22 protein-coding genes are annotated in these 24169 nt (G+C 67.5%); 11 read left to right on the top strand and 11 right to left on the bottom strand.

The features are described 5' to 3' along the window. Positions 1–59: 59 nt before the first annotated feature. From Q331_RS20050 to puuE, 4 genes are all read right to left on the bottom strand, one after another. Positions 60–470 carry a dihydroneopterin aldolase gene (locus tag Q331_RS20050; protein WP_026379754.1) on the bottom strand — a complete coding sequence of 137 codons (411 nt, stop codon included), beginning with the start codon at positions 468–470 and terminating at the stop codon, positions 60–62. 135 nt (positions 471–605) lie between these two features. Next, positions 606–1118 carry an ureidoglycolate lyase gene (locus Q331_RS0104890; RefSeq protein WP_026379753.1) on the bottom strand — a complete coding sequence of 171 codons (513 nt, stop codon included), beginning with the start codon at positions 1116–1118 and terminating at the stop codon, positions 606–608. After that, a complete protein-coding gene (alc, locus tag Q331_RS0104885; RefSeq protein ID WP_026379752.1) occupies positions 1115–2134 on the bottom strand; it encodes an allantoicase in 1020 nt (339 codons plus the stop codon). Before alc ends, Q331_RS0104890 begins: the two co-directional genes overlap by 4 nt. Further along, the gene (puuE, locus tag Q331_RS0104880) at positions 2131–3564 is read right to left on the bottom strand and encodes an allantoinase PuuE (protein ID WP_026379751.1); all 1434 of its coding nucleotides are present in this window, start codon (positions 3562–3564) and stop codon (positions 2131–2133) included. Before puuE ends, alc begins: the two co-directional genes overlap by 4 nt. 133 nt (positions 3565–3697) lie before the next feature. Between puuE and uraH the strand changes: the two genes are divergently transcribed. The 11 genes from uraH (at position 3698) to Q331_RS0104825 (ending at position 16892) form a co-directional block, all read left to right on the top strand. Next, positions 3698–4042, top strand: coding sequence for a hydroxyisourate hydrolase (gene uraH, locus Q331_RS0104875; protein ID WP_026379750.1), 345 nt, complete (start codon positions 3698–3700; stop codon positions 4040–4042). Continuing rightward, the gene (gene xdhA, locus Q331_RS0104870) at positions 4042–5517 is read left to right on the top strand and encodes a xanthine dehydrogenase small subunit (protein ID WP_026379749.1); all 1476 of its coding nucleotides are present in this window, start codon (positions 4042–4044) and stop codon (positions 5515–5517) included. Before uraH ends, xdhA begins: the two co-directional genes overlap by 1 nt. Continuing rightward, positions 5517–7922 (top strand): xanthine dehydrogenase molybdopterin binding subunit, encoded by a 2406-nt coding sequence (gene xdhB / locus Q331_RS20045; RefSeq protein ID WP_084174769.1) that lies wholly within the window; start codon positions 5517–5519, stop codon positions 7920–7922. The genes xdhA and xdhB overlap by 1 nt, the downstream gene beginning before the upstream one ends. Further along, positions 7919–8803 carry a xanthine dehydrogenase accessory protein XdhC gene (xdhC, locus tag Q331_RS20040; protein ID WP_051630588.1) on the top strand — a complete coding sequence of 295 codons (885 nt, stop codon included), beginning with the start codon at positions 7919–7921 and terminating at the stop codon, positions 8801–8803. Before xdhB ends, xdhC begins: the two co-directional genes overlap by 4 nt. Further along, complete coding sequence (locus tag Q331_RS20035; protein ID WP_051630586.1) at positions 8766–10334, top strand: ABC transporter ATP-binding protein; 1569 nt, start codon at positions 8766–8768, stop codon at positions 10332–10334. Before xdhC ends, Q331_RS20035 begins: the two co-directional genes overlap by 38 nt. After that, on the top strand, positions 10324–11466 hold the full coding sequence (locus Q331_RS20030) for an ABC transporter permease (RefSeq protein ID WP_051630584.1): 1143 nt from the start codon (positions 10324–10326) through the stop codon (positions 11464–11466). The genes Q331_RS20035 and Q331_RS20030 overlap by 11 nt, the downstream gene beginning before the upstream one ends. Beyond that, entirely contained in the window at positions 11463–12389 is a 927-nt protein-coding gene (locus tag Q331_RS0104845; RefSeq protein ID WP_026379748.1) for an ABC transporter permease, read from the top strand. Before Q331_RS20030 ends, Q331_RS0104845 begins: the two co-directional genes overlap by 4 nt. A gap of 39 nt (positions 12390–12428) precedes the next feature. Continuing rightward, complete coding sequence (locus Q331_RS0104840) at positions 12429–13505, top strand: BMP family ABC transporter substrate-binding protein (RefSeq protein WP_026379747.1); 1077 nt, start codon at positions 12429–12431, stop codon at positions 13503–13505. A 259-nt stretch (positions 13506–13764) separates the two neighbouring features. Next, a complete protein-coding gene (locus Q331_RS0104835; protein ID WP_026379746.1) occupies positions 13765–14991 on the top strand; it encodes a urate hydroxylase PuuD in 1227 nt (408 codons plus the stop codon). Beyond that, positions 14991–16298 carry a guanine deaminase gene (gene guaD / locus Q331_RS0104830; RefSeq protein WP_026379745.1) on the top strand — a complete coding sequence of 436 codons (1308 nt, stop codon included), beginning with the start codon at positions 14991–14993 and terminating at the stop codon, positions 16296–16298. The genes Q331_RS0104835 and guaD overlap by 1 nt, the downstream gene beginning before the upstream one ends. Positions 16299–16439: 141 nt before the next feature. Continuing rightward, positions 16440–16892 carry a hypothetical protein gene (locus Q331_RS0104825; protein ID WP_026379744.1) on the top strand — a complete coding sequence of 151 codons (453 nt, stop codon included), beginning with the start codon at positions 16440–16442 and terminating at the stop codon, positions 16890–16892. A gap of 15 nt (positions 16893–16907) precedes the next feature. On the opposite strand, the gene Q331_RS20025 is transcribed toward Q331_RS0104825, so the two are convergent. From Q331_RS20025 to Q331_RS0104790, 7 genes are all read right to left on the bottom strand, one after another. After that, positions 16908–17351 carry a DUF4112 domain-containing protein gene (locus tag Q331_RS20025; protein ID WP_084174767.1) on the bottom strand — a complete coding sequence of 148 codons (444 nt, stop codon included), beginning with the start codon at positions 17349–17351 and terminating at the stop codon, positions 16908–16910. Between the two features lie 65 nt (positions 17352–17416). After that, entirely contained in the window at positions 17417–18688 is a 1272-nt protein-coding gene (locus tag Q331_RS20020) for an NAD(P)/FAD-dependent oxidoreductase (protein WP_051630583.1), read from the bottom strand. Between the two features lie 25 nt (positions 18689–18713). Next, positions 18714–20129, bottom strand: a complete 1416-nt coding sequence (locus Q331_RS0104810; protein WP_026379743.1) for a glutamine synthetase family protein — start codon at positions 20127–20129, stop codon at positions 18714–18716. 72 nt (positions 20130–20201) lie between these two features. Beyond that, positions 20202–20987 carry a MipA/OmpV family protein gene (locus Q331_RS0104805; protein WP_026379742.1) on the bottom strand — a complete coding sequence of 262 codons (786 nt, stop codon included), beginning with the start codon at positions 20985–20987 and terminating at the stop codon, positions 20202–20204. 141 nt (positions 20988–21128) lie between these two features. Then, positions 21129–22262: an ABC transporter permease gene (locus tag Q331_RS0104800; protein ID WP_026379741.1), complete on the bottom strand. Its 1134-nt coding sequence runs from the start codon at positions 22260–22262 to the stop codon at positions 21129–21131. Then, the gene (locus Q331_RS0104795) at positions 22263–23192 is read right to left on the bottom strand and encodes an ABC transporter ATP-binding protein (RefSeq protein WP_026379740.1); all 930 of its coding nucleotides are present in this window, start codon (positions 23190–23192) and stop codon (positions 22263–22265) included. Continuing rightward, complete coding sequence (locus tag Q331_RS0104790; protein WP_026379739.1) at positions 23189–24169, bottom strand: HlyD family secretion protein; 981 nt, start codon at positions 24167–24169, stop codon at positions 23189–23191. Before Q331_RS0104790 ends, Q331_RS0104795 begins: the two co-directional genes overlap by 4 nt.

Below are 24169 nucleotides of genomic sequence, written 5' to 3'. Positions count from 1 at the left end.
CGCAGGCGCCGCCTGGCAACCGCTGGCCGGGAAGGAAAGAGGGTGATCCGCGCCGCCTCTCAGTCGCGCCGGCGGGTGATGATGGTGCCGGCGCGCGCTTTCTTCAGCTCCAGCTTCTCGATCCGGAGGCTGACGCATTCGGCCAAAGGCTCTTGCAGGATTTTCTCCGCGATGCGCTCCGCCAGCGTCTCCACCAGATCGAAATGCCCCTCCGCCACGGTGGCCTCGATGGCCTCCACGAGCCTGTCGTAGGAGAGAACGCCGCAGAGCGGCACGACCTCGCCGGGAGCGAGCGGCGGGCGCGCCGGCGTCGCCACCGCCATGTCGAAGCGCACCTGCTGCGGCCCATGCCTTTCGTGGCGATAGGCGCCGATACGCACGGCAAGCACGTAATCGGTCAGGAAGACGACGTCGCCCTCCGTCTCCCGTCTGCCGCGTGCCGCCAGGAGCACTTCTTCAACAGCGTTCATGCCCGTTCCATTCCTGCATCCCTGCTTGCGACCGTCTCCCGCCAACCGGCTGCCTTTGCGCCCGTTCCCGTTGCGATAGGCGGTTCTGAGAGCGCCTGCGGCGCAAAGCGCGCCATCTTGGCGTTCGAACGCGCCTCACGCCACGGCCCGGACGAGATAGGGTTCCGGGTAGACGAACTCTTCCAGATTGGCGCCCTCTTTTTCGCCGGCCGGCGGCGCGCGGTCGACGACGAGGAAGTCGGAGCGTTGCGTCAGCGCCATCAGCGGATGGTGCCAGGTGCCGCGCCGGTATTGCACGCCCTCATTGCCCCTTGCCAGAAAGGCGCGCGGCGCGCCGGGCCGGCCGTCCTCGTCCGGCGCCACCACGATGAGCCAGCGCCGGCCGGAGAGCGGAAAGAAGGCCTGACTGCCGAGCGGATGCCGCTCCATCAGCTTGATCGGGATGGGGAAGACGAAGGGCTCGCCGCGGAAGAGGCTGACGATCGGATGCCCGCCGGCCTGTCCGACGTCTATCCTCGCGAGCGCGTCAAAGCGCGCCGCCATGCCTTGATTGATGATCTTCGCTGGTGCGCCCTCCGCCGAGATCACCTCGCCATAGGGGGAAAAGGCCGCCCGGGCGAGCGGCTCGGCGACGATTTCCCGGCTCATGGCGCTTTGCGGCCGATGAGGCGCAGCCGGCTGACGCCCCCGTCCGGGAAGATATCGAAGCGCACATGGCTGACCGGGCCGAGTTCGGCGAGGCGTTCCAGACGATGCACCGCATCGGGGCCGAGCTTTTCCTCCGCCATCAGCACCGGCCATCTCGCGCTCTGCGCGGCAAGAAGCTCCGGATCGGGCGCCTCGGTGAGGAGGGCGGCACGGAGCGCCGCGCGGTCGGGGTAGTTGCCCTTGAAATGGGCGGTGTCGATCTCCACCCGCGCAACGCTGCCCGGCGCGCCGAGGGCGATGACAGCGAAATCGTTGCCGGGACCTCGCCGCCGCGCCGTCTCCCAGCCATCGCCCATATTCGCCCCGCGCCCCGGCGCCAGCATGTTGGAGGGATGGCCGTAATGCGCATCCGACCAGCAAAGCGCCCGGCCGCCATGGACGAGCGCGGCAAGGTCGATCTCTTCATCGGGCGAGACCGCGGCCCAGTCCATCGCCACTTCGCCGAAGACGCGCAGGCGCGCGATACCGCCATCGGGCGAGATGCAAAGGCGCAGCCAGCGGAAGGCGCGCGGGTCATCCACGGCGACGATATGGTGGCTGTCGCCGGCGAGCCGCATCGGCGGCACCAGCGCCTGCCAGTCCGCCTCGCCCGGCTCTTCCTCCACCGTCGCCGCCTCGATCGTCGCCTCGGGCGGGAAATTGCCGGTGAAGAAGCTGGTATCGATGTCCAAGGCGCGGATGCGCCCGCGCGTGCCGAGGCGCAGGACGGCAAAATCGTGGCCGGGCGCGCGGCGCCGGCGCGTTTCCCAGCCATCCATCCACTTGCCGTTTTCGTCGTAGACGTCCGGCAGGAAGACCGGGGGCTTGGGGTCGATCAGCCGTTCGCGCGGGGCGAAGAACTCGTCGCTGACCTGGGTGACCTTGCTGCCGAGGCGCGGATGGGCGAGGTCGATATAGCGGACCGCGAGCGCCTCCGCCTCCGGGCTCGGCTTCGATGGGATGAAGCGGCCGCTCATATCTGCCGCTCCGGCAAGAGATCCTTCAGGCGCAACAGGGCGATTTTCTCCACTTCCCGGCAGGCGGCGGTAAACTCCCTCTCGCGGTCATGGCCGAGCCGCGCTTGGAAGGCCGCGAGGATGTCGTCCTTGCCGCGGCCCTTGACGGCCATGATGAAGGGAAAGCCGAATTTCTCCCTATAGGCGCCGTTGAGGTCTGAGAAGCGGGAAAGCTCGGCCTCGCTGAGAGCGTCGAGCCCGGCCGCTTCTTGCTCCGCGGAGGACACCGCCGTCAGGTTCTTGGCGAGCGCCAGCCTGCCGGCAAGATCGGGATGGGCCGCAAGGACGGCGAGCTTCGCATCCTCGCCGGCGGTGCGGAAGACGGCCACCATCGCCCCCCAGAGCCCCGGCGCCGTATCGTTGGCCGGGCCGAGCTCGCGCTCATAGGCGGCCTCGGCGATCCAAGGCGAATGCTCGAAAACGCCGCCGAATTTTGCCACGAAAGAGGCGCGGTCCATGCGGCTCGGTCGCTCCAAAAGGACCGGCTTGTGATGGGCGTGCCAGTGCCGGGCGATGTCGATGCGCCGGGCAAGCCAGACGCCCTCAAAGCCCTGCGCGTAGTCGAGGAAGCGGGCAAGCGCCGCCGCGCGGCCCGGCCGGCCGGCAAGGCGTGCATGCAGGCCGACGCTCAGCATCTTGGGCGCGCCGGCCGCGCCTTCGGCATAGAGCGTGTCGAAGCTGTCCTTCAGATAGGCGAAGAACTGCTCGCCGCAATTGAAGCCCTGCGGGGTGGCAAAGCGCATGTCGTTGGCATCGAGCGTATAGGGCACGATGAGATGTGGCGCCTTCGCGCCCTCAACCCAATAGGGCAGGTCGTCGGCATAGGAATCGGCCGAATAGAGGAAGCCGCCCTCTTCCAAAACGAGGCGCAGGGAGTGCTCGGAGGCCCGGCCGGTATACCAGCCGAGCGGGCGCGTGCCCGTCACCGCCGCGTGGAGCTCGATCGCCCGGCGCATATGGGCGCGTTCCTCCGATAAGGAGAAATCCTTGTATTCGATCCATTTCAGCCCGTGCGAGGCGATCTCCCAATTCGCCTCAAGCATCGCCGCCACCGCTTCCGGGTTGCGGGCGAGCGCGGTCGCGACGCCGAAGACGGTGACCGGGATGGCGCGCCCCGTGAACAGGCGGTGGAGCCTCCAGAAGCCGGCTCTGGCGCCGTATTCGTAGACCGATTCCATGTTCATGTGGCGCTGCCCGGACCAGGGCGCGGCGCCGACGATCTCCGACAGGAAGGCCTCGGAGGCCTTGTCACCATGGATGACGGCGTTTTCGCCGCCCTCCTCGTAGTTGATCACGAACTGAAGGGCGATCTTAGCCCCGCCCGGCCAGCGCGGATCCGGCGGCAAGGCGCCGTAGCCGAGAAGGTCGCGCGGATAGCGGGGCGAGGACATCTTTCGGGCTTTGCACCCGCCGGGCTTTGCCGTCAATGCCGGGTTCCGGCGGGCGGCATTGCGCGTAAAGCAGGGGTTGTGCGCCCGCAAGCCTTGGCGCAACCTTGGCAAAAGAGCGCGACATGGAGGACGGATGGGCCGTTTGACGACGCATGTTCTCAACACCGCATCGGGAAAGCCGGCCGCCGGCATGCGCGTGGAACTCCTTGCCGCGGACGGCGCGCCGGTGAGAGAGGCGCTGACCGACGCCGATGGGCGCTGCGAAGCGCCGCTCCTTTCCGGCGAGACCTTCCGCGCCGGGACCTACGAATTGCGCTTTCATGTCGGCGATTATTTCGCCGCCGAGGGCGTTGCGCTCGCCGATCCGCCCTTTCTGAGCGTCGTTCCCGTGCGCTTCGGCATCGCTGAGGCGGACGGGCATTATCATGTGCCGCTGCTCGTCTCGCCCTACGGCTATTCCACGTATCGGGGAAGCTGATGGGAAGGCAGATCCGCTTTCTCCTCGGTGACGAGGAACGCTGCCTTGAGGGCAACGCGCCGAGCCAGACGGTGCTGCGCTATTTGCGCGAGAGCGAGCGCCTGACCGGCACCAAGGAGGGCTGCGCGGAGGGCGATTGCGGCGCCTGCACGGTCGTCCTCGGCGAGCCGGACGGCAAGGGCGGCATGGCCTATCGCGCCGTCAATTCCTGCATCCAGTGCATGCCCGGCCTGCACGGGCGCCAGCTTCTCGCCGTGGAGCATGTGAAGGGGCCGGACGGGGGCCTGCATCCGGTACAGCGGGCGCTCGTCGACCATCACGGCTCGCAATGCGGCTTCTGCACGCCGGGCTTCGTCATGCAGCTCTATGCCGCTTGGCTGACCGGCGAGGCGAAAACACGGGGCGCGTTGAAGGACTGGCTTGCCGGTAACCTTTGCCGCTGCACCGGCTACGGGCCGATCGTGGAGGCGGGTCTGGAAGCGCTTGGCGAGGGAGGTCATGGCCGGGGCGGCGAGGCCGAGACGGCGCGCCGGCTCGCCGCCCTCGACAACGGCGCCATGCTGAGGCTTTCCGGCCGCGACGCGGAGGGCCGCGAGCAGCGCTTCTTCGCGCCGCGCTCGCTGGAGGAGCTCGCCGTCACCTATTGGGGTTACCCGAATGCGGTGTTGGTTGCCGGCGCGACCGATGTCGGCCTTTGGATCACCAAGGAGCATCGTCACCTTCCGGTCGTCATCGACATCACCCGCGTGCCGGAGTTGGCGCAGATGAAGGAGAGCGAGACGCGGCTTGAGCTCGGCGCCACGGTGAGCCTTGCGCGCGCGGCGGAGAGGCTTTTTGCCATCCATGAAGATCTCGGCGAGCTGATGCGCCGCTTCGCCTCCGTCCAGATCAGGAATTGCGGCACCGTCGGCGGCAACGTCGCCAACGCCTCGCCCATCGGCGATCTGCCGCCGGCGTTCATCGCGCTGGGGGCGGAGTTGGTGCTGCGCCGGCGCGAAGAGACGCGGCGCGTCGAGTTGGAGGATTACTTCCTCGATTACGGCCGCCAGGACCGTGCCGCCGGCGAATTCGTGGAGAAGGTGGTGGTGAAGAAGCTGGGGCCGGCCTCGCGCTTCGGCGCCTACAAGCTGTCGAAGCGCTTCGACCAGGACATTTCCGCCGTGATGGGTGCCTTCCGGGTGGAAGTGGAGGGCGAGAACATAACCGCCGCCCGGCTCGCCTTCGGCGGCATGGCGGCAACGCCCAAACGCGCCAAGGCGGCGGAGGCGGCGCTTATCGGCCAGCCATTCGCCGAGGCGACGTTTCGGCGGGCCGGGCAAGCGCTCTGCCACGACTTCTCGCCCATCGACGATATGCGCGCTTCCGCCCGCTACCGGCTGCTTGCGGCGGAAAATCTTCTGATGCGCTTCTTCCTTGCGAACGCGCCGACCCGGCAAGGCGGCGGCGTGCCCCTGCGCCTGTCGGAGCTCGCCTGATGGACGAGAACCTCATCCAGGACCGGGGCGTTGCCGGCACGGTGCGGCCGGGGCGTGCTGGCCGGGCGTGGCAGGGCGGCGAGGCGGAGGCCGCGATCCGCGGCGGCGTCGCCGCCGCGCGCGCCCATGACAGCGCCGAAAAGCACGTCACCGGCGCTGCCCACTATGTCGATGATCTGCCGGAGCTGCCGGGCACCCTGCATCTTTTCGTGGCGACGAGCGCGCGCGCCCATGCCCGCATCAAGGGCATGGACCTTGAGGAGGTACGCAAGGCGCCGGGCGTTGTCTGCGTGCTGGCGGCGCCCGACATTCCCGGCGAGAACGACGCCAGCCCCGTCTATGGCGACGATCCGGTCTTCGCCGAAAAGGTGGTGGAGTTTCGCGGCCAGTCGCTCTTCGCCGTCGCGGCCGAGACCGAGGCGCTCGCCCGCGCCGCCGCCGAAAGGGCGGTCGTCGATTACGAGGATTTGCCGGCGATCCTCACCGTGGAGGCGGCGCTTGAGGCCGGTGCCGATCTCCTGCCGCCGCACGAGATGCGTCTCGGCGATGCGCGCGCCGCCATCGAGGAGGCCCCGCACCGGCTCGCCGGCGAGATCGCCATCGGCGGCCAGGACCATTTCTATCTGGAAGGCCAGATCGCCTGCGCTCCGCCGGGCGAGGACGGAGACATGACGGTCTATGCCTCCACCCAGCATCCGAGCGAGGTGCAGCACAACGTCGCCAAGGTGCTCGGTCTTGCTGATCACGCCGTGACGGTGAAGGTGCGCCGCATGGGCGGCGCCTTCGGCGGCAAGGAGAGCCAGCCGGCGCTTCTGGCGGCGATTGCCGCGCTTGCCGCGGCGAAGACCGGTCGGCCCGCCAAGCTCCGCCTCGACCGCGACGACGACATGGTGATGACCGGCAAGCGCCACGATTTCCTCATCGGCTACGAGGCGGGCTTCGACGGGGAGGGCAAGATCGCCGGCGCCGTCTTCGAGCAGGCGGCGCGCTGCGGCTATTCCGCGGACCTTTCCGGCGCCATCGCCGATCGCGCGATGTTCCATGCCGACAACGCCTATGCGCTGAACAACGCCGATATCCGCTCGCGCCGGCTGAAGACCCACACCGTGTCGAACACCGCCTTTCGCGGCTTCGGCGGTCCGCAGGGCATGCTCGCCACGGAGCGGGTGATCGATCGCATCGCCTTCGCTCTCGGCAAGGACCCGCTCGATATCCGCAAGGCGAATTTCTATCCCGCCGCCGGCGGGGCGTTGACGCCCTATCATATGGAGGTGACCGACAGCGTCATCGCCGAGATGGTGGAGGAGCTGGAGGAAAGCGCCGGCTATCGCGCCCGCCGCCAGGCCGTGCGTGACTTCAACCGGGCGAGTCCGGTCCTGAAGAAGGGCATCGCGCTCACCCCGGTGAAATTCGGCATCTCCTTCACCACCACGCATCTCAACCAGGCCGGCGCTCTCGTCCATGTCTACAAGGACGGCTCCGTGGCGCTGAACCATGGCGGCACGGAGATGGGGCAGGGGCTCTTCGTCAAGGTCGCCCAGGTGGTGGCGGAGGAGTTCCAGATCGACGCGCAGAAGGTGAAGATCACCGCCACCGATACCGCCAAGGTGCCGAACACCTCCGCCACGGCCGCCTCCTCCGGCTCCGACATGAACGGCATGGCCGCCCAGGCCGCCGCCCGCACCATCAAGGAGCGGCTGGTGGAATTCGCCGCCGAGGCCTGGAAGGTGCCGACCGATCAGGTTGTCTTCCTGCCGAACCGGGTGCGGATCGGCAACGAGGAGCTGAGCTTCGCCGAGCTTGTCGGCGAGGCCTATCTCGCCCGCGTCTCGCTCTCTGCGACCGGTTTCTACGCCACGCCCGGCCTCCACTATGACCGCGAGACCGGCAGGGGCCGCCCCTTCTTCTATTTCGCCTACGGCGCCGCCTGCTCGGAAGTGGCGATCGACACGCTGACCGGCGAACACCGGACGCTGCGTGTCGACATCCTCCACGAGGTCGGCCGCTCCCTGAACCCCGCCGTCGATATGGGCCAGATCGAGGGTGGCTTCATCCAGGGCATGGGCTGGCTGACCAGCGAGGAATTGTGGTGGGACGCGGACGGCGCGCTGCGGACGCATTCCCCCTCCACCTACAAGATCCCGACCGCCAACGACCGGCCCGACGACATGCGCATGGCCATCTGGCAAAGGGGCGACAATCGCGTCCCGACCATCCACCGCTCCAAGGCGGTCGGCGAGCCGCCCCTGATGCTGGCGATGTCGGTGTTTTCCGCCCTTGCCGATGCCGTCTCCGCCGCCGCCGATTACCGCGCCTTTCCCGACCTTGACGCGCCGGCGACCCCTGAGCGCGTCCTCTTCGCCGTGGAGGAGGCGCGCCGCCGCGCCGAGGGAGCTTCGCGGTGAGCGCGCTTGCCGCTTTCCTCAGGACGAAGCTTGCCGCCGGCGAGCCGGCGATTTTTGTGAAGGTCGCCGAGGCCAAGGGCTCCACCCCGCGCGAGGCGGGCGCGGCAATGCTGGTCACCGAGGGCGATTTCGCCGGCACGATCGGCGGCGGCACCCTGGAATACGAGGCGCTCGATCGGGCGCGCCGGCTCCTTTCGGAGGGCAGAAAGCACGCCGAGGAAAGGGTGCCGCTCGGCCCCGATCTCGGCCAGTGCTGCGGCGGGCGCGTCGGGCTTTCCTTCCGCGCCGCCGATAAGGCTCTGCTTGCCGAATTGCAGGCGGCGGAGGAGGCAGAGGCGGCCGCCATGCCCGCCGTCTTCCTCTTCGGGGCCGGTCATGTCGGCCGGGCCCTGGCCCTGGCGCTTATGCCGCTGCCTTTCCGCCTCACCGTCGTCGATCCGCGCCAGGAAATGCTCGCCGGCCTGCCGCAGGGCGTGGAGACGGTATGGACGGCGCTCGCCGAGGCCGTGGTGGCGGAGGCCCCGCCGGGCTCCGCCCATGTCATCGCCACCCACAGCCACGCGCTTGATTTCGCCATCGCCCATGCGGCGCTGAAGCGCGGGGACGCCGCCTATACGGGCATGATCGGCTCGCAAACAAAGCGTCGACAATTCGAGCGCTGGGCTTGCCGTGAGGGGCTCGACCGCGCCACACTCGCCCGTCTCGTCCTGCCGATCGGCGGCACGGCGCTGCGCGACAAGCGCCCGCCGGTGATCGCCGCCCTGGTGGCGGCCGAGGTCACCACGCACCTCCTGCAATGGCAGGCAGCGGAAGCGGCGAGCGGGCAGGAGGCCAGGAGAAGCGATGGGACAGGAAGGGCACCCGCCGCGGCTGGCGCTTGAGGGCATCACCAAGCGCTTTCCGGGCGTGCTGGCCAATGACGAGGTGAGCTTTGCCGTCGCGCCGGGGGAGATTCATGCGCTCCTCGGCGAGAACGGGGCGGGCAAGTCGACCCTCGTCAAGATTATCTACGGCGTCCTGCATGCCGATGAGGGCCGCATCCTCTGGGACGGACGGCCGGTTGAAATCCCCAATCCCAAAGCGGCGCGCCGCCTCGGCATCGGCATGGTCTTCCAGCATTTTTCGTTGTTCGAGGCGATGACCGTCCTGGAGAACATCGCCCTCGGCATCGACGAGAAGGTTGGCTGGCGCGAGCTGCAGGAGCGCGTCGTCAGGATTTTGGAGGCCTACGATCTGCCGCTCGATCCGAGGCGCGAGGTGCACACCCTTTCCGTCGGCGAGCGCCAGCGCATCGAGATCGTCCGCGCCCTGTTGCAGAAGCCGAGATTGCTCATCATGGACGAGCCGACCTCGGTGCTGACGCCGCAGGAGGTGGAGCGGCTTTTCGACACCCTCCGCCAGCTCGCTTCCGAAGGCTGCTCCATTCTCTACATCTCCCACAAGCTGCACGAGATCAAAGCCTTGTGCGACACCGCCACCATCCTGCGCGGCGGCCGCGTCGTCGGGACCTGCGACCCGAAGGCGGAATCGGCGAGATCCATGGCCGAGATGATGATCGGCGGCGCGCTGCGCGACGTCTCGCGCCGGCGCGGCGGTGAATTCGGGCAGGATCGTCTCAACGTCGTGCGCCTCTCCGCCCCGGGCGAGGGGCCGTTCGGCGTGCCCCTCAAGGAGATCAGCCTCAATGTGCGCGCCGGCGAAATCGTCGGCATCGCCGGGGTTGCCGGCAACGGCCAGAACGAGCTTCTGGCGGCGCTCGCCGGCGAGATGGAGGGAGCCGAGCACGGCGCCATCTTCCTCAACGGCAAGGCCTGCATCGCCGCCAATGTCGGCGAGCGGCGGCGCGAGGGTATGTGCTCGGTGCCAGAGGAGCGCTACGGGCATGGCGCGGTGCCGGGCATCTCGCTCTCCGACAACGCCGTTCTGACGGCGCGCTACCGCATGGGCCTCACCGGCCAGGGCTTCATCCGCTACGCCGCGGCGGAGGATTTCGCCAGGAACGTCATTGAAACCTTCGGCGTCAGGACGACGGGGCCGAAGGCGACCGCCGGCAGCCTTTCCGGCGGCAATTTGCAGAAGTTCATCATGGGCCGCGAGATCCTGCAAAAGCCGGACATCCTCGTCGTCTCGCAGCCGACCTGGGGCGTCGATGCGGGCGCCGCCGCCGCCATCCACCAGGCGCTCCTCGACCTTGCCGCCGCCGGCTCGGCCATCCTCCTCATCTCCCAGGATCTCGACGAGCTGCTGGCGCTTTGCGACCGCATCGCCGTCATCAACGGCGGCCGCCTTTCGCAGATGATGGAGGTGGAGGGCATTTCCATTGAGCGCGTCGGGCTCTTGATGGGCGGCATGCATGGCGAGAACGAATCCCCGCCTGGCGGCGGGGCGAGGGAGCGCCGCAATGCGGCTTAGGCTGGAGGCGCGCCGCGAGCCGAGCCGGGCGATGCTCTATGTGACGCCGGCGCTCGCCGTCGCCATGACCGTTCTTGCCGGCATCTTCATCTTCACGGCGATGGGTTATGACGGGCTCGGCGCCATCTACCAGATCTTCATCACCCCGCTCGCCGACCCTTACCGTTGGCAGGATCTTTTCGTGAAGGCGGCGCCTCTCATCATCATCGCGCTCGGCCTTGCCGTCGGCTTCAGGGCCAATGTCTGGAACATCGGCGCGGAGGGCCAGTATATCGTCGGAGCGCTCGCCGGCACTGGCGTGGCGCTCGCCAGCTGGGGCATGGAGGGCTATTGGATCCTGCCGGCGATGATCCTTGCCGGCATTCTGGGCGGCCTTGCCTGGGCCGCCATCCCGGCCTTCCTGAAGACGCGCTTCAAGGTCAACGAGATCCTGACGAGCCTGATGCTCACCTATGTGGCCATCCAGCTTCTCTATTATCTGATGCGCGGGCCGTGGAAGGATCCGGAAGGCTTCAACTTCCCGCAGACGCGCCTTTTCACCGAATGGCAGACCCTGCCGGCGGCCGTTCCGGGAACGCTCATCCATCTCGGCGTGCCGGTGGCGCTCGCTCTCGCCGTCGTCGCCTGGGTGGTGCTGGCGCGCACCGTCACCGGCTTTCAGGTGCGCATCGTCGGCCTCGCCCCGCAGGCCGCGCGTTATGCCGGCTTTTCCGCCCGGCGCACCGTCTGGCTGGCGCTTTTGACCTCCGGCGGCCTTGCCGGCCTTGCCGGTATCTTCGAGGCGGCCGGGCCCTTCCAGCAGATGACGCCGCAATTTCCGGTCAATTACGGCTTTACCGCGATCATCGTCGCTTTTCTCGGCCGCCTGCATCCGCTCGGCATCGTGCTTGCCGGCATGGTGCTCGCCGTCTCCTATGTCGGCGGCGAGAACGCCCAGACGACGATAGGCCTGCCCTATGCCGCCACCGGCATGTTCCAGGCGATGATGCTTTTCTTCCTTCTCGCCGTCGACGTTCTGGTGCGCTACCGCCTGCGCCTTTCCGGCCCCGGCGCGGCCCGCCCGCACCAAGAAAGCCGACCGCAGGCGCCTGCGGCGGCGCGGACGCCGGCGCCCGAGAGCGCTTCGGCATGAGTAGCGCCGTCCTCATCTCCATCGCCATGACGGTGGTCGGCGCCGCCACGCCGATCCTGCTCGCTGCCCTCGGCGAGCTGGTGGTGGAGAAAAGCGGCGTCCTTAATCTCGGGCTGGAAGGCATGATGCTCATCGGCGCCGTCACCGCCTTCGCCGTCACCTATTCCACCGGCAGCGCCCCGCTCGGCCTCATCGCCGCGATGGCGGCCTCGGCCGCCGCTTCCATGATCTTCGGCTTTCTGACGCTGACCTTGACGGCGAACCAGGTGGCGACGGGCTTGGCGCTCACCATCTTCGGCATCGGCCTTTCTTCGCTGATCGGCCAGGGCTTCGTCGGCCGCACCGTCGACGCGCTGCACCGCACCTTCCCCGCCGCGCTTGCCGAGCATCCCGTCTGGCGCCTCATCTTCGGCCATTCGCCGCTGGTCTATATCTCGCTTGTCATGACCGCGCTGGTCGCCTGGTTTTTGACCCGCAGCCGCGCCGGTCTCATCCTGCGCGCCATCGGCGAGAGCGACGAGGCCGCCCATTCCATCGGCTATTCGGTGATCGGCGTGCGCTATCTCGCCGTCGCCTTCGGCGGCGCCATGGCCGGGCTCGGCGGCTCCTATTACTCGCTGGTGCTGACGCCGATGTGGGCGGACCGGCTGACGGCCGGACGCGGCTGGATCGCGCTCGCTCTCGTCGTCTTCGCCTCCTGGCGGCCGCTTCGGCTTCTGGCCGGCGCCTATCTCTTCGGCGCCGTCATGACCTTCGAGCTGCACGCCAAGGCGGCCGGCGTCTCGTTTCTGGCGCCGGAGTTTTTGGCGATGCTGCCCTATCTCGCCACCATCGTGGTGCTGACCGTCATCTCCGTCGCTCCGGCCGGCGGCCGGCTGGCCGCGCCCGCCTGCCTCGGCAAGCCGTTCCGGGCGACCGGCTGATTGCAACACAATGCTCAAGAAACCAGGGAGTTTTGCAAGATGAGCAGAATGAACAGACGCCAGCTCCTGGCCGGTTCGGCCGCCACCCTCGCCCTGCCCGCCCTCATCGGCCGGGCCGGCGCGCAGGAGCCCCTCAATGTCGGCTTCGTTTATGTCGGCCCGGTCGGCGACCATGGCTGGACCTATGCCCATGACGTCGCCCGCAAGCGCGCCGAGGCGAAGTTCGGCGACCAGATCAAGACCAATTACGTGGAGAACGTCGCCGAGGGCCCGGATGCTGAGCGCGTCATCCGTCAGCTCGCCCAGCAGGGCAACAAGCTCATTTTCACCACCTCCTTCGGCTTCATGAACCCGACCATCAAGGTGGCCCAGCAATTCCCCGACGTGCATTTCGAGCACTGCACCGGCTACAAGATGGCCGACAATGTCGGCATCTATAACGCCCGCTTCTACGAGGGCCGCGCCGTCATCGGCACCATCGCCGGGATGATGTCGAAGACCGGCAAGGCCGGCTATGTCGCCTCCTTCCCGATCCCGGAAGTGGTGATGGGCATCAACGCCTTCACGCTGGCTGCCCGCAAGGTGAACCCGCAATTCACCGTGCAGGTCCTATGGGCCAATACCTGGTACGATCCGGCCAAGGAGGCCGACGCCGCCAAGGCGCTGATCGACCAGGGCGCCGACATCATCAGCCAGCACACCGATTCCCCGGCGCCCCTGCAGGCGGCCGAGCAGCGCGGCGTCTACGCCTTCGGCCAGGCCTCCGACATGATGGCCTTCGCCCCCAAGGCGCATCTCACCGCCATCACCGACGATTGGGGCCCCTATTACGTCGACCAGATTCAAAAGCAGCTCGACGGCGCCTGGGAGCCGCAGGACATCTGGTGGGGCATCAAGGAGGGCCTCGTCGGCATCTCGCCCTACAACGAGGTGATGCCGGCCGATGTGCGCGAGGCGGCCGACAAGGTGAAGAACGACATCGCCGCCGGCACGCTGCATCCTTTCACCGGGCCGATCACGGACCAGTCCGGCGCCGAGCGGGTGGCCGCCGGCGAGACCGTCGCCGACGCCGATCTTCTGAAGATGGATTGGTATGTGGAGGGCGTGCAGAGCTAGAGCCTTCTGTGATGGGGTCGAACCGTTCTGCCAGAGCGCGTTGGAGGCGTGGGGCCGCGACGCGGCCCCGCGGCGCAGCCCCCCTTGAGACGGAGGGTCGGCCCGAAGGGCAGGGGGTGAGAGGCTCACCCCTTCCCGGCGCTTCCGCCGCGCTCGGCGGGAACTCCCCCTCAAGGGGGAGAAGCGTGCGTGCGACGCGGCGGGAGAGCGCCGACATTGCCCGGAAGCATTCGCCGAAACGGGGTGACGGGAAAGCACAATGGGTCCGGTTCTGTGGGAGTGGCTGAGCCTTCTCGTGCGCTGGCTGCACGTCGTCACCGGCATCGCCTGGATTGGCTCGTCCTTCTACTTCATCGCCCTTGATCTCGGCCTCAGGCGCCGCGAAGGCATGCCCGAAGGCGTCAAGGGCGAGGCCTGGCAGGTCCACGGCGGCGGCTTCTACCACATGCAGAAATACGCCGTTGCTCCGCGCTTCATGCCGGACGAGCTGACCTGGTTCAAATGGGAGGCCTACTCCACCTTCCTCACCGGTCTCGCCCTTCTCGTCATCGTCTATTATGTCGGCGCCGAGCTCTTCCTCCTCGATCCGGCGAAGGCCGACATCTCGGCCGAATGGGCGGTGACGGCGAGCCTCCTCAGCCTTGCCGCCGGCTGGCTCGTCTACGATCTTCTCTGTCGCTCGCCGCTGGGCCGGAGCGACACGCTCCTTCTCCTCGTCCTCTTCGTCTTCCTGGCGCTCGCCTTCTTCGGCTACACGGAAATCTTCTCCGGCCGGGCCGCCTTCCTGCATGCCGGCGCGCTCATTGCCACCATCATGAGCGCCAACGTCTTCTTCACCATCATTCCCAACCAGAGGGTGGCCGTCGCCGATCTCAAAGCCGGGCGCCAGCCGGATCCGGAACTCGGACGCCAGGCCGGACAGCGCTCGCTGCACAACAATTATCTGACGCTGCCCGTCCTCTTCTTCATGGTCTCCAATCACTACCCGCTCGCCTTCGCCACCGAATGGAGCTGGCTGATCGCCATCCTGATCCTGCCGGTCGGCGCGCTCATCCGGCATTTCTTCAACGTCATGCATGCGAGCGGGCGCATGCTCTGGTGGCCCTGGGCGGCGGCGGCCGCGCTCACGCTCGTCATCGTCATCCTGTCGCGCTATCCCGGCACCGGCCCGGCCGAGGCCGCCGAAACGAGCTTCGCCTCAGATCCGCAGCGGGCGCTTTCTGCCTCGCGCTATTTCGACGAGGCGCAGGCGATCGTCATGGGCCATTGTTCCATGTGCCATGCCCAAAAGCCGCTCTACGAGGGCCTTGCCGGCCCGCCGAAGGGCGTGCGCCTCGACACCGCGGAAGGGGTGCTGCGCAATTGGCGGCAGATCGACATGCAGGCGGTGCGCTCGCGCGCCATGCCGCCTCCGGCCGTGGCGGTGATTTCGCCCGAAGAGCGGCAGCTTCTCGCCGCCTGGCTTGACAGCCGCAAGGCCTGGTGATGGGAGCCGTCGATGCCGTGCGCGGCCGCCTTCTTTGGTTTGAGGCCGATCCCTATCTCGCCGGCGAGGAAGAGGCCGTGCGCTATGTGGAGGACGGGCTGCTCGTCCTCAAAGACGGCCTGGTCGAGAAGGTCGGCGAGGCCTCTTCGCTGCTGCCTGAACTGGCGGAAGGCGCGCGCATCGTCGACCATCGGCCGCATCTCGTCCTGCCGGGCCTTATCGACCCGCATCTGCATCTGCCGCAGACGCAGGTGATCGCCTCCTATGCCGGCCATCTCCTGGAATGGCTGCAGAAATACACCTTCGTGGAGGAGCAGAAATACGCCGACCCTGAGATCGCCGCCGCCGCCTCGCGCTTCTTCCTGGATGAGCTTCTTCGCTGCGGCACCACGACGGCGGCCGTCTATTGTTCGGTGCACGCGGCCTCCGTGGAAGCGCTCTTTGCCGAGGCGGCCTCGCGCAATATCCGCCTGGTCGCCGGCAAGGTGATGATGGATCGCGGCGCGCCGGCGCCGCTGCTGGACACGGCCGAGACGGGCTATGCGCAATCCAAGGCGCTGATCGAGAAATGGCACGGGCGCGGCCGCCTTTCCTACGCCATCACGCCGCGCTTTGCTGTCACGTCCTCCGAGGCGCAGCTCGAAGCGGCGGGCGCGCTCGCAGCCGAGCACCCGGAGATGCACATTCAGACGCATCTCTCCGAGAACGACCTGGAGATCGCAACGGTCGCGCGCGACTTTCCCTGGAGCGAGGACTACACCGCCGTCTACGAGCGCTACGGGCTGGTGCGGAGGAAGGCGCTCTTCGGCCACTGCATCCATCTGTCTGCGCGCGAGCGCCGGGCGCTCGGCGAGGCGGGCGCGGCGGCGATTTCCTGTCCGACCTCCAACCTCTTTCTGGGCTCCGGCCTCTTCGACCTTGCCGCGATGCGAAAGACGCATCCGCCGGTGGCGGTCGGGCTCGCCACCGACATCGGCGGCGGCACCTCCTATTCCATGCTCGCCACGGCGAGCGAGCTCTACAAGGTGCTGGCGCTCCAGGACCAGCGGCTGACGCCGTTCGAGGCCTTTCACATGATGACGCTCGGCAATGCCGAGGCGCTCGGCCTCGACGACCGTATCGGCGCCTTCCGGCCGGGGCTGGAAGCCGATCTCGTGGTCCTCGACGCCGGCGCGACGCCGGCGATGGCGCAGCGCATGGAGACGGTGGAGACGCTCTTCCAGGAGCTCTTCGTGCTGATGATGCTGGGCGACGACCGGGCCGTGAAGGCGACCTATGTGATGGGCGAGAGGACCGGCACGCGCTGAGGCAGCCTCGCCGGCCCGAAACCCCAATCGACTTGCCTGATATCTTCGCGCACGCCAAGAATGCCTTGAGCAACAAAGTCTGTTTTGGCTTTAGCCTGCGCGCCGGGATGGTGAAAATGCCGAGTGTGGCTGGGGGAGGAAATGGAAATCGACGATCCGATGGTCGAAGAGCAATACAAGCTCTTGGACATACTCGATAACAAGGCCTCCGGTCTGTTGATGTTCAATGCGATATTCCTCGCCTCCATTGCGGTGTGGCTGGGCTATGTGCCTCTGAACTACCTGCACCTTTCGCTCGATATCACCTTCCTGGCGATGGCGATCTCCTGTGTGTTCCTGCTTCAGGTGATATTCCTGCGCTGGAAAGAGCCCGAAGATACGGCTGAGCACCTGGAATGGGTCCGCAAGACGCGCAGCTCCACCTATCGCCTCGCCTGGCGGATATCCTTCGTCGCGACGACCTTGTTGATCGTGGTCTCGGCGGTGCACACTTTCGGCACGGCGATGAAGGCATCGGGGAATTGCCGTTCGGCCTGCCAGTATTTCTTCAGCGAGGAGGTTTTCGGCAATCTCGATTACAGGGGTGGCCGATAGCGCCTCACGAGAGAGCTAGCCCGCCTTCTTCGGCGTGATGTCGATCATGCCGGCGCCGTGCTTTTCCTTCAGGTGCCGGCTCAAGAGCCGCACATTGCGGGTATTGGCCTTGAAGAAGACGTCGCCGATATCGCCGAGGAAAGGAACGAGGCCGAGGGCGAAATCGAGGCCGGCATTCGTCATCATCTTCGCCTTCACAGCATTGTCGGCGCCGAGCTTGTGGGCCCTCCAGATGAGATAGGCGGAGATGAGGCCCGTGGCGGCATCGCCGATGCCTGGGACGAGGCCGATGAGGGAATCGAAGCCGAAGCGTATGCCGGCGATGGAGAAGCTACGGTCCATCACCCGCGCCAGCATCTCCATCTCTTTCAGGCCGCGCTCGATTTCGGCCGGGTCGGCTTCCTGCCGCCGCGAGTGGGCAAAGCGGCTGTCGAAAGCCGATGTCGCGCTTCTGTCCATAGCGGGATTAACACGACTGCCGCACAGCCGTTCCCTGAAAGGCAAGGTGTGACGCGCTCTAACGCTTACATCCGGTCGGCGAGCTTCCCGCGCAGGAGTGCCAGGCGCACCAGCGCACGGCGCAGGAAGGTGCTGTCCGGCACGCGCGAGATTTTGAGGTCGGCATAGAGCTTCAGCTCCTCCGGTGCCCGCCCCAGCGCCTCCTCGGCCAGGAGCTTGCCGATATAGGGGGCGAGCGCCACGCCCTGGCCGGAGAAGCCGGCCGCCGCGGAGATACCGTCGCCGAGGCTGCGGATGAAGGGCAGCCGCTCCGGCGTGACGGAGATGACGCCGCCCCAACCATGGGCGATGGCGACGTTTCTGAGCTGCGGATAGACACGCAAAAGGTGCGGGCGCACGAAGGCGCCGATATCGGCCGGCACGGCGCCGGCGTTCGATTCCCCGCCGCCGAAGAGAAGCCGTCCGTCCGGCGTCTTGCGCCAGTAGCAGATGACGAAATAGCTGTCGGAGGCGCATTCGTTGCCCGGCAGCACGGTTTCGGCGAGCTCGCCCAGCGGCTCCGTCGCCAGCATGAAGGAATGGATGCCGAGCGTGCGCCGCCGGGTGATGTTCTCGAGCCGGCCGGAGCGCCCGTTGGTGGCGAGAATGAGCCGCTCGGCGATGACATGGCCGGCCTCGGTGGCGACGCGAAAGCCGCCGTTGCGCTCAAAGGAAAGCGCGGCGCTAGTCTCGTAAAGGCGCGCCCCGGCGCCCTCGGCCGCGGCGGCGAGGCCGAGCGTGAAGCGGTATGGGTCGAGATGCCCGCCGCCGGCATCGCGCAGCCCGCCGACATAGGCGGTGGAGCCGACGGCTTCGGCGACCTGTGCGCCGTTGAGGGCCGTCACCTGATCGTAGCCGTAGCGGCTCGTCAGCGCTTCCACGAAGCGCTCGTTCTCATGCGCGTCGGAGGTGCGGTGGAAGGTCTCGATGAGCCCGTCCGCCACGGGGCAGGCGAAGCGCGCCGCGAGCTGACGCACAAGGGTTTTCGCGTTTTCCGCGACGTCCCACAGCGCCTTGGCGCGTTCAAAGCCGTAATGCGCCTCTAGCCATAGGACGTCGCGGCGCTGTCCGGAATGGATCTGCCCGCCGTTGCGCCCGGAGGCGCCGTGGCCGAGCCGGCCCGCTTCCAGGAGCGCGACGCTGGCGCCGGCCTCGGCGAGGTGGAGCGCCGCCGAAAGCCCGGCAAAGCCGCCGCCGACGACGCAGACATCGGCCTTCTCCTCGCCTTCCAGGCGCGGACGCTCCGGCACCGGTTCCGCCGCGATATGGTACCAGGAGGGAGGAAAGGGCCGCAGCAAGGAAATCGGTCTCGTCTCGGTCCGTTCAGACGCTCAGAAGCAGATATTCCCGCTCCCACGGGCTGATGACGCCCATGAAGGTCTCGTACTCGGTCTCCTTGATGCCGCGATAGATGCGCACGAAGGGGCGGCCGAAGATATCGACGAGCTCGGGTGTGTTCTCCAGGAGCCGGCAGGCATCGAGGATGGAGCGGGGCAGGGTGAAGGGGGCGTTGTAGCCGGTGCCCTCCACGGGCGCGTCCGGCTCCAGCTTGTTGACGAGGCCGAGATAGCCGCAGGCGAGCGAGGCGGCAATCGCCAGATACGGATTGGCGTCGGAGGAGGGTACGCGGTTTTCCACCCGCCGTGAGGCCGCGTCGGAGAGCGGCACGCGCAGGCCGACCGTGCGGTTGTCGTATCCCCAGCGCATGTTGATCGGCGCCGAAGTGTGCGGGGTGATGCGCCGGTAGGAATTGACGAAGGGCGCCATCATCGCCATGGCGCGGGGAATATAGGTCTGCAGGCCGGCGATATAGTAGAGGAATTCCTTGGTCGCCCCGCCTTCTGCGTCGGAGAAGACGTTCTCGCCCGTTTCCATGCTGACGACGGAATGGTGGATATGCATGGCCGAGCCGGGCTCTTCGGCGATCGGCTTGGCCATGAAGGTGGCGTACATTTCGTGGCGCAGCGCCGCCTCGCGGATGGTGCGCTTGAACAGGAACACCTGGTCGGCGAGCTCCACCGGATCGCCGTGCCTGAGGTTGATTTCCATCTGCGCCGTGCCGGCCTCGTGGGCGAGCGTGTCGATCTCCAGCCCCTGGGCCTCGGAGAACTCGTAGATATCGTCGAACAGCGCTTCGAACTCGTTGACGGCGGAAATGGAATAGGCCTGGCGGGCGCGCTCGGTGCGCCCGGAGCGCCCCACCGGCGGCTCCAGCGGATAATCCGGGTCGAGGTTCGGCTTGACGAGAAAGAACTCCAGCTCCGGCGCGACCACCGGACGCAGCCCCGCATCTTTGTAGAGCTGCACCACCCGCTGCAGCACCCGACGCGGCGATACCTCCACCGGCCGCCCGTCGCGGTGAAAGGCGTCGTGCAAGACATGCGCCGTGGGGTCTGAGGCCCAGGGCACGACGGCGAAGGTGGAAAAATCAGGCCGGAAGATGAGGTCGCCGTCGGTGATCGATTCGGAGTATTCCTCCTCGTCGCGTTCCGGATAGTCGCCGGTGATGGTCTGGGTGAAGATCGCCGCCGGCAGCGTCATCGGCTTTTCGGCGAAGAACTTCTCCGTCGGCATCAGCTTGCCGCGCGCCACGCCCGCCTGGTCGGGCACGATGCATTCGATGTCCTCGATGGCGCGCTCGCGGCACCAGCGGCGCGCCTCTTCCGCGTTGGCAACGCCGCGGCTGGCGCTGACTTCGCTTTCCGGCTCGGGCGCGGGGCGTGGATGGGTTTCGCTCATGAAGGGCCTCGGCCCCTCATAGCCGATTTTAAGGCGAAAGGCGAAGCGGGAGCTTGTCGTGCGCTCGGTTTATCAGTCGAAAAGGTCGAGCCCGAACGTATAGGTGAGGCCGAGGGCGGCGGTGAACTGGTTCTCGCTGCCGGCCTTGGTGATGGGCGAATCGGCGGCATCGCCCACGAGACGCTCGTAGCCGCCGTAGCCGACGAGGGTCCAGCTCTGGGTGAGGCTGTAGCGGGCCTCGCCGGAGAGCCCGACGCCCTTGACGCCGCCATCGGCGTCGAAGAACGGCAGGCCCGAAGCGGCGGCCTGGGCCGCGGTGACGCCGAGATAGGTCTGCATGTACTCGCCGTCGGCGAAGCTGAGCCGCGGGCCCGCCTTGAACTCCAGCCGCTCCAGCGGGCGCGTGATGACGTTGAGGCCGGTCTCGCCGACGAACCCGTCATGGCCGGTGACGCCGCGGCGCAGCGCCAGGAAGGCCTCCAGGGAGTTGCGGCGGTAGCGAACCTTGCCGCCGAGCTCCACCGCTGTGTCGACGTCGCCGATACCCGTCAGCGCCGCGTAATCGTTGTCGTCGCGCTCACGCACGACGCGGAACGAGGGGCCGAAGGAGAACTCCCGCTCCGGCTTGCCGCCGAAATCGCCGATCACGGGCAGGCGCAGATAATGGAGCGAAAAGAACGGCCTTGGCTGAATGACGTAATCGTCGGCGCCTTCATAGGCCGGCGCGACGGAGCCGCCGCCGCCGAGCTCCAGCACCAGATCCTCCCCGCCGGCGCCATAGGTGGTGGGGACATCCTGCGCCTGTGCGGCCTGCGCCGTCATCAGGGCCGCGGCGATAACCGGTAAGAAAAGGCGCACGCAATCCGCTCCAGGCTAAGGAAAAATCTAGCTTCTTTTCCTAGCCGCTTCGGCTCCGGGGGAAAACCTTGCATCGCCAGGCGCCTGCGCTTTCAGCGCCGGCGTTGCCTCCGTGCCACGCCCCTGCCGTCACGGCGGCAGCTAGTCGAGCGTGCGCCGGAAGCGGATGAGGGCGAGCGTCGCGATGGCGGCGAGGAAGATAAGGATCGGGGCGAGATTGGGCAGGATGAAGAGAAGGTCGCTGCCCTTCAGCATGACGCCGCGCACGGCCCTGAGGAAATGCGTCAGCGGCAGGATATTGCCAAGGAACTGCGCCCATTCCGGCATGCCACGGAAGGGGAACATGAAGCCCGACAACAAGATGGAGGGCAGGAAGAAGAAGAAGGTCATCTGCATGGCCTGCATCTGCGTGCGCGCCAGGGTGGAGAAGGTGTAGCCGAGCGTCACGTTGGCGGCGATGAAGATGAGGACGGCGACGGCGAGCGTTGCGTAGCTGCCCTGCATCGGCACGTGGAAGAGAATGAGCGCGGCGGCGATGATGACGCCGACCTGCAGGAAGCCGAGGCCGATATAGGGCACGATCTTGCCGATCATGATCTCCAGCGGCTTCACCGGCATGGCGAGAAGGTTCTCCATCGTGCCGCGCTCGATCTCGCGCGTCAGCGCCAGCGCCGTCATCAGGATGGTGGTCATGGCGAGGATGGTGCCGAGAAGCCCCGGCACGATGTTGTACTGGCTGATGCCTTCCGGATTGTAGAGCCGGTGGATGACGACCTCGGCGGCCCGCCCCTTCGCCGCGGCCGGCGAGAGTGGCCCGGTAAGGGCATGGGCGATCGCCCGGTTGACGATCTCCGGCATGGCCGCGAGCGCGTTGGCGGAGGCGGCCGGGTCGGTGGCGTCGGCCTCCAGCACGATCTTCGCGCCGAGGCCGCGAACGAGGTCGCGCTCGAAATTCTGCGGGATGGTGACGACGAAGGAGAGCGAGCCGTCCTTCAGCGCCTGGCGCGCCGCGTCCTCGCGCGACAGGGGCTCGGCGACCTCAAAATAGCCGGAGCTCTGCATGCCGGCGACGACGGCGCGCGCCACCGGCCCGCTATCCAGCACGATGATGCCGGTCGGCAGGAGCTTCGGGTCGGTGTTGATGGCGAAGCCGAAGAGGATGAGCTGCAGGATCGGGATGCCGATGATCATGGCGAAGGTGAGCCGATCGCGGCGCATCTGGATCACCTCCTTGAGGAGGACGGCCTTGATGCGCGAGACCGAGGCGAGCGCCATTCACGCCTCCAACGCCTGCGCCTGGCTCATCAGGCGGATGAAGACGTCCTCCAGCGTCGTCTCGCCAGGTTCAATGGCGACGTCGAAGCGCCGCCCGGCCTCCTCCACCGCGGCCCGCAACGCCGCCGGCTCGGAGCCGACCACATGCACCTCGCTGCCGAAGGGCGCCACCTGCTCAACGCCCTTCGCGCCGGTGAGCGCCTTGGCGGCGGCGCCGGCTTCGCGGCCGGTGAGGACGAAGGTGGTGAGGCGCGACTGCTCCACGATCTCCGGCACCGTGCCGCGCGCGACGATGGTGCCGTAGGCGATATAGACGATGCGGTGGCAGCGCTCCGCCTCGTCCATGTAATGGGTGGAGACGAGAACGGTGAGTCCGGCCTCGGCGAGTTCGTGGATCTCGTCCCAGAATTCGCGCCGCGCCTTGGGGTCGACGCCCGCGGTCGGCTCGTCGAGGAGAAGCAGATCGGGCTTGTGCATGATGCAGGCGGCGAGCGCCAGGCGCTGCTTCCAGCCGCCGGAGAGCGTGCCCGCGATCTGCTTGCGGCGCGAGGTGAGGCCGAGCTGCTGGAGCGTCTCTGCGGCCACCTTGCGCACGTTCTTCATGCCGTAGAGCCGGGCGACGAAGATGAGGTTCTCCTCGATCGTCAGGTCCTCGTAGAGCGAGAAGCGCTGCGTCATATAGCCGACGCGCCGCTTGATCTCGGCGGCCTCGGTGAGGATGTCGTAGCCAAGGCAGGTGCCGGAGCCGCCATCGGGGCGCAAAAGTCCGCAAATCATGCGGATGGTCGTCGTCTTGCCGGAGCCGTTCGGGCCGAGAAAGCCGACGATCTCGCCGCGGTTGATGGTAAGGTCGATATGCTTCACCACGCTCTTGCCGTCGAAGATTTTCGTGAGATCGACGACCTCGATGGCTGGGCTCTGAGCCGTCATCGGGAAATCGCCGTTTCAGGCAGGCGCACATCGACCGGCTGGCCCACCCTGAGCTTCACCGTTTCGCCGAGCGGGCGCGCCTCGGCGCGGAAGAGGAGCTTCTCGCGCCGCTCTTGCGAGAAGATGACGGGCGGCGTGAACTCCGCCTCGCTGGCAACACGTGTGACCTTTGCACGAAGGCCGGGCGGGCAGCTGTCGCAGCCGATGGCGACCTCCGCCTCCGGCGCGAGCGAGGCGAGCAGGGGCTCCGGCACGAAGAAGACGATCTTGCGCTTTGCGTCCGGCAAGAGCGACAAGACCGGCTGGCCGACACCCACCACCTCGCCGGTCTCGTAATAGATGTCGTCGACGAGGCCGGCTTGTGGCGCGGTGACGACGGCCTTGGCGAGCCGCGTCTTGGCTTGCGTCAAGGCGGCCTGCGCCGCCTCCATCCGGCGTTCGGCGGCATCGATCTGCGCCGTGCGCGCCGGTAGCGTCGCCACCGCCTTTTGGCGCTTGGCCTCCGCGAGCTCGGCCTCGGCGACGGAGAGCGCCTCGCCCGCCTGGTCGAGCCGGGCGCCGGCGATGACGCCGCGCTCAAAGAGCTCCTTTTGGCGCTCGTATTCCTTACTGGCCTGGCTGCGGGAAGCCTCCGCCCGGTCGATGCGGGCCTCAATCACCGCAAGCTCGGGCGGGCGCTGGCCCTCGCGCCGGTCGGCGAACTCGGCCTCGGTGGCCGAGAGCTCGGCGCGCGCCTGCTCCACTTCCGCCTCCAGCGTCTCCGTTTCGAGGCGGAAAAGCGCCGCGCCCGCCTCCACCCGCTCGCCCTCGCGCGGGGCGATTTCGGCGAGGCGACCGGCGATCTCCGGCGCGGCATAGATGAAGTCGCCCTCCACATAGCCTTGCAGGGGCGTGTCCTGTGCTTCGCTTGCCTCCTCGCAGGCGGCAAGCGGCAGCGCGGCAAGAAGCAGGAGTGTGACGAGAAGCGCGCGGGCCAT

Origin of the sequence: Afifella pfennigii DSM 17143 (assembly GCF_000688515.1) — a bacterium.
GTDB classification, from domain to species: domain Bacteria; phylum Pseudomonadota; class Alphaproteobacteria; order Rhizobiales; family Afifellaceae; genus Afifella; species Afifella pfennigii.
The sequence above is the reverse complement of the archived record's forward strand: the minus strand, read 5'-3'. Positions and strand labels throughout refer to the sequence as shown.

Excerpts from the sequence above, each read along its gene's own strand:
- Q331_RS0104835 (WP_026379746.1), top strand. The coding sequence starts at position 13,765 with ATGGGTCCGGTTCTGTGGGAGTGGCTGAGCCTTCTCGTGCGCTGGCTG.
- Q331_RS20035 (WP_051630586.1), top strand. The coding sequence starts at position 8,766 with ATGGGACAGGAAGGGCACCCGCCGCGGCTGGCGCTTGAGGGCATCACC.
- Q331_RS20050 (WP_026379754.1), bottom strand. The coding sequence starts at position 470 with ATGAACGCTGTTGAAGAAGTGCTCCTGGCGGCACGCGGCAGACGGGAG.
- uraH (WP_026379750.1), top strand. The coding sequence starts at position 3,698 with ATGGGCCGTTTGACGACGCATGTTCTCAACACCGCATCGGGAAAGCCG.
- Q331_RS0104825 (WP_026379744.1), top strand. The coding sequence starts at position 16,440 with ATGGAAATCGACGATCCGATGGTCGAAGAGCAATACAAGCTCTTGGAC.
- puuE (WP_026379751.1), bottom strand. The coding sequence starts at position 3,564 with ATGTCCTCGCCCCGCTATCCGCGCGACCTTCTCGGCTACGGCGCCTTG.
- Q331_RS0104890 (WP_026379753.1), bottom strand. The coding sequence starts at position 1,118 with ATGAGCCGGGAAATCGTCGCCGAGCCGCTCGCCCGGGCGGCCTTTTCC.
- Q331_RS0104795 (WP_026379740.1), bottom strand. The coding sequence starts at position 23,192 with ATGACGGCTCAGAGCCCAGCCATCGAGGTCGTCGATCTCACGAAAATC.
- Q331_RS0104845 (WP_026379748.1), top strand. The coding sequence starts at position 11,463 with ATGAGTAGCGCCGTCCTCATCTCCATCGCCATGACGGTGGTCGGCGCC.
- xdhA (WP_026379749.1), top strand. The coding sequence starts at position 4,042 with ATGGGAAGGCAGATCCGCTTTCTCCTCGGTGACGAGGAACGCTGCCTT.
- Q331_RS0104800 (WP_026379741.1), bottom strand. The coding sequence starts at position 22,262 with ATGGCGCTCGCCTCGGTCTCGCGCATCAAGGCCGTCCTCCTCAAGGAG.
- Q331_RS20030 (WP_051630584.1), top strand. The coding sequence starts at position 10,324 with ATGCGGCTTAGGCTGGAGGCGCGCCGCGAGCCGAGCCGGGCGATGCTC.
- xdhB (WP_084174769.1), top strand. The coding sequence starts at position 5,517 with ATGGACGAGAACCTCATCCAGGACCGGGGCGTTGCCGGCACGGTGCGG.
- Q331_RS0104840 (WP_026379747.1), top strand. The coding sequence starts at position 12,429 with ATGAGCAGAATGAACAGACGCCAGCTCCTGGCCGGTTCGGCCGCCACC.
- Q331_RS0104810 (WP_026379743.1), bottom strand. The coding sequence starts at position 20,129 with ATGAGCGAAACCCATCCACGCCCCGCGCCCGAGCCGGAAAGCGAAGTC.
- alc (WP_026379752.1), bottom strand. The coding sequence starts at position 2,134 with ATGAGCGGCCGCTTCATCCCATCGAAGCCGAGCCCGGAGGCGGAGGCG.
- guaD (WP_026379745.1), top strand. The coding sequence starts at position 14,991 with ATGGGAGCCGTCGATGCCGTGCGCGGCCGCCTTCTTTGGTTTGAGGCC.
- Q331_RS0104790 (WP_026379739.1), bottom strand. The coding sequence starts at position 24,169 with ATGGCCCGCGCGCTTCTCGTCACACTCCTGCTTCTTGCCGCGCTGCCG.
- Q331_RS20025 (WP_084174767.1), bottom strand. The coding sequence starts at position 17,351 with ATGGACAGAAGCGCGACATCGGCTTTCGACAGCCGCTTTGCCCACTCG.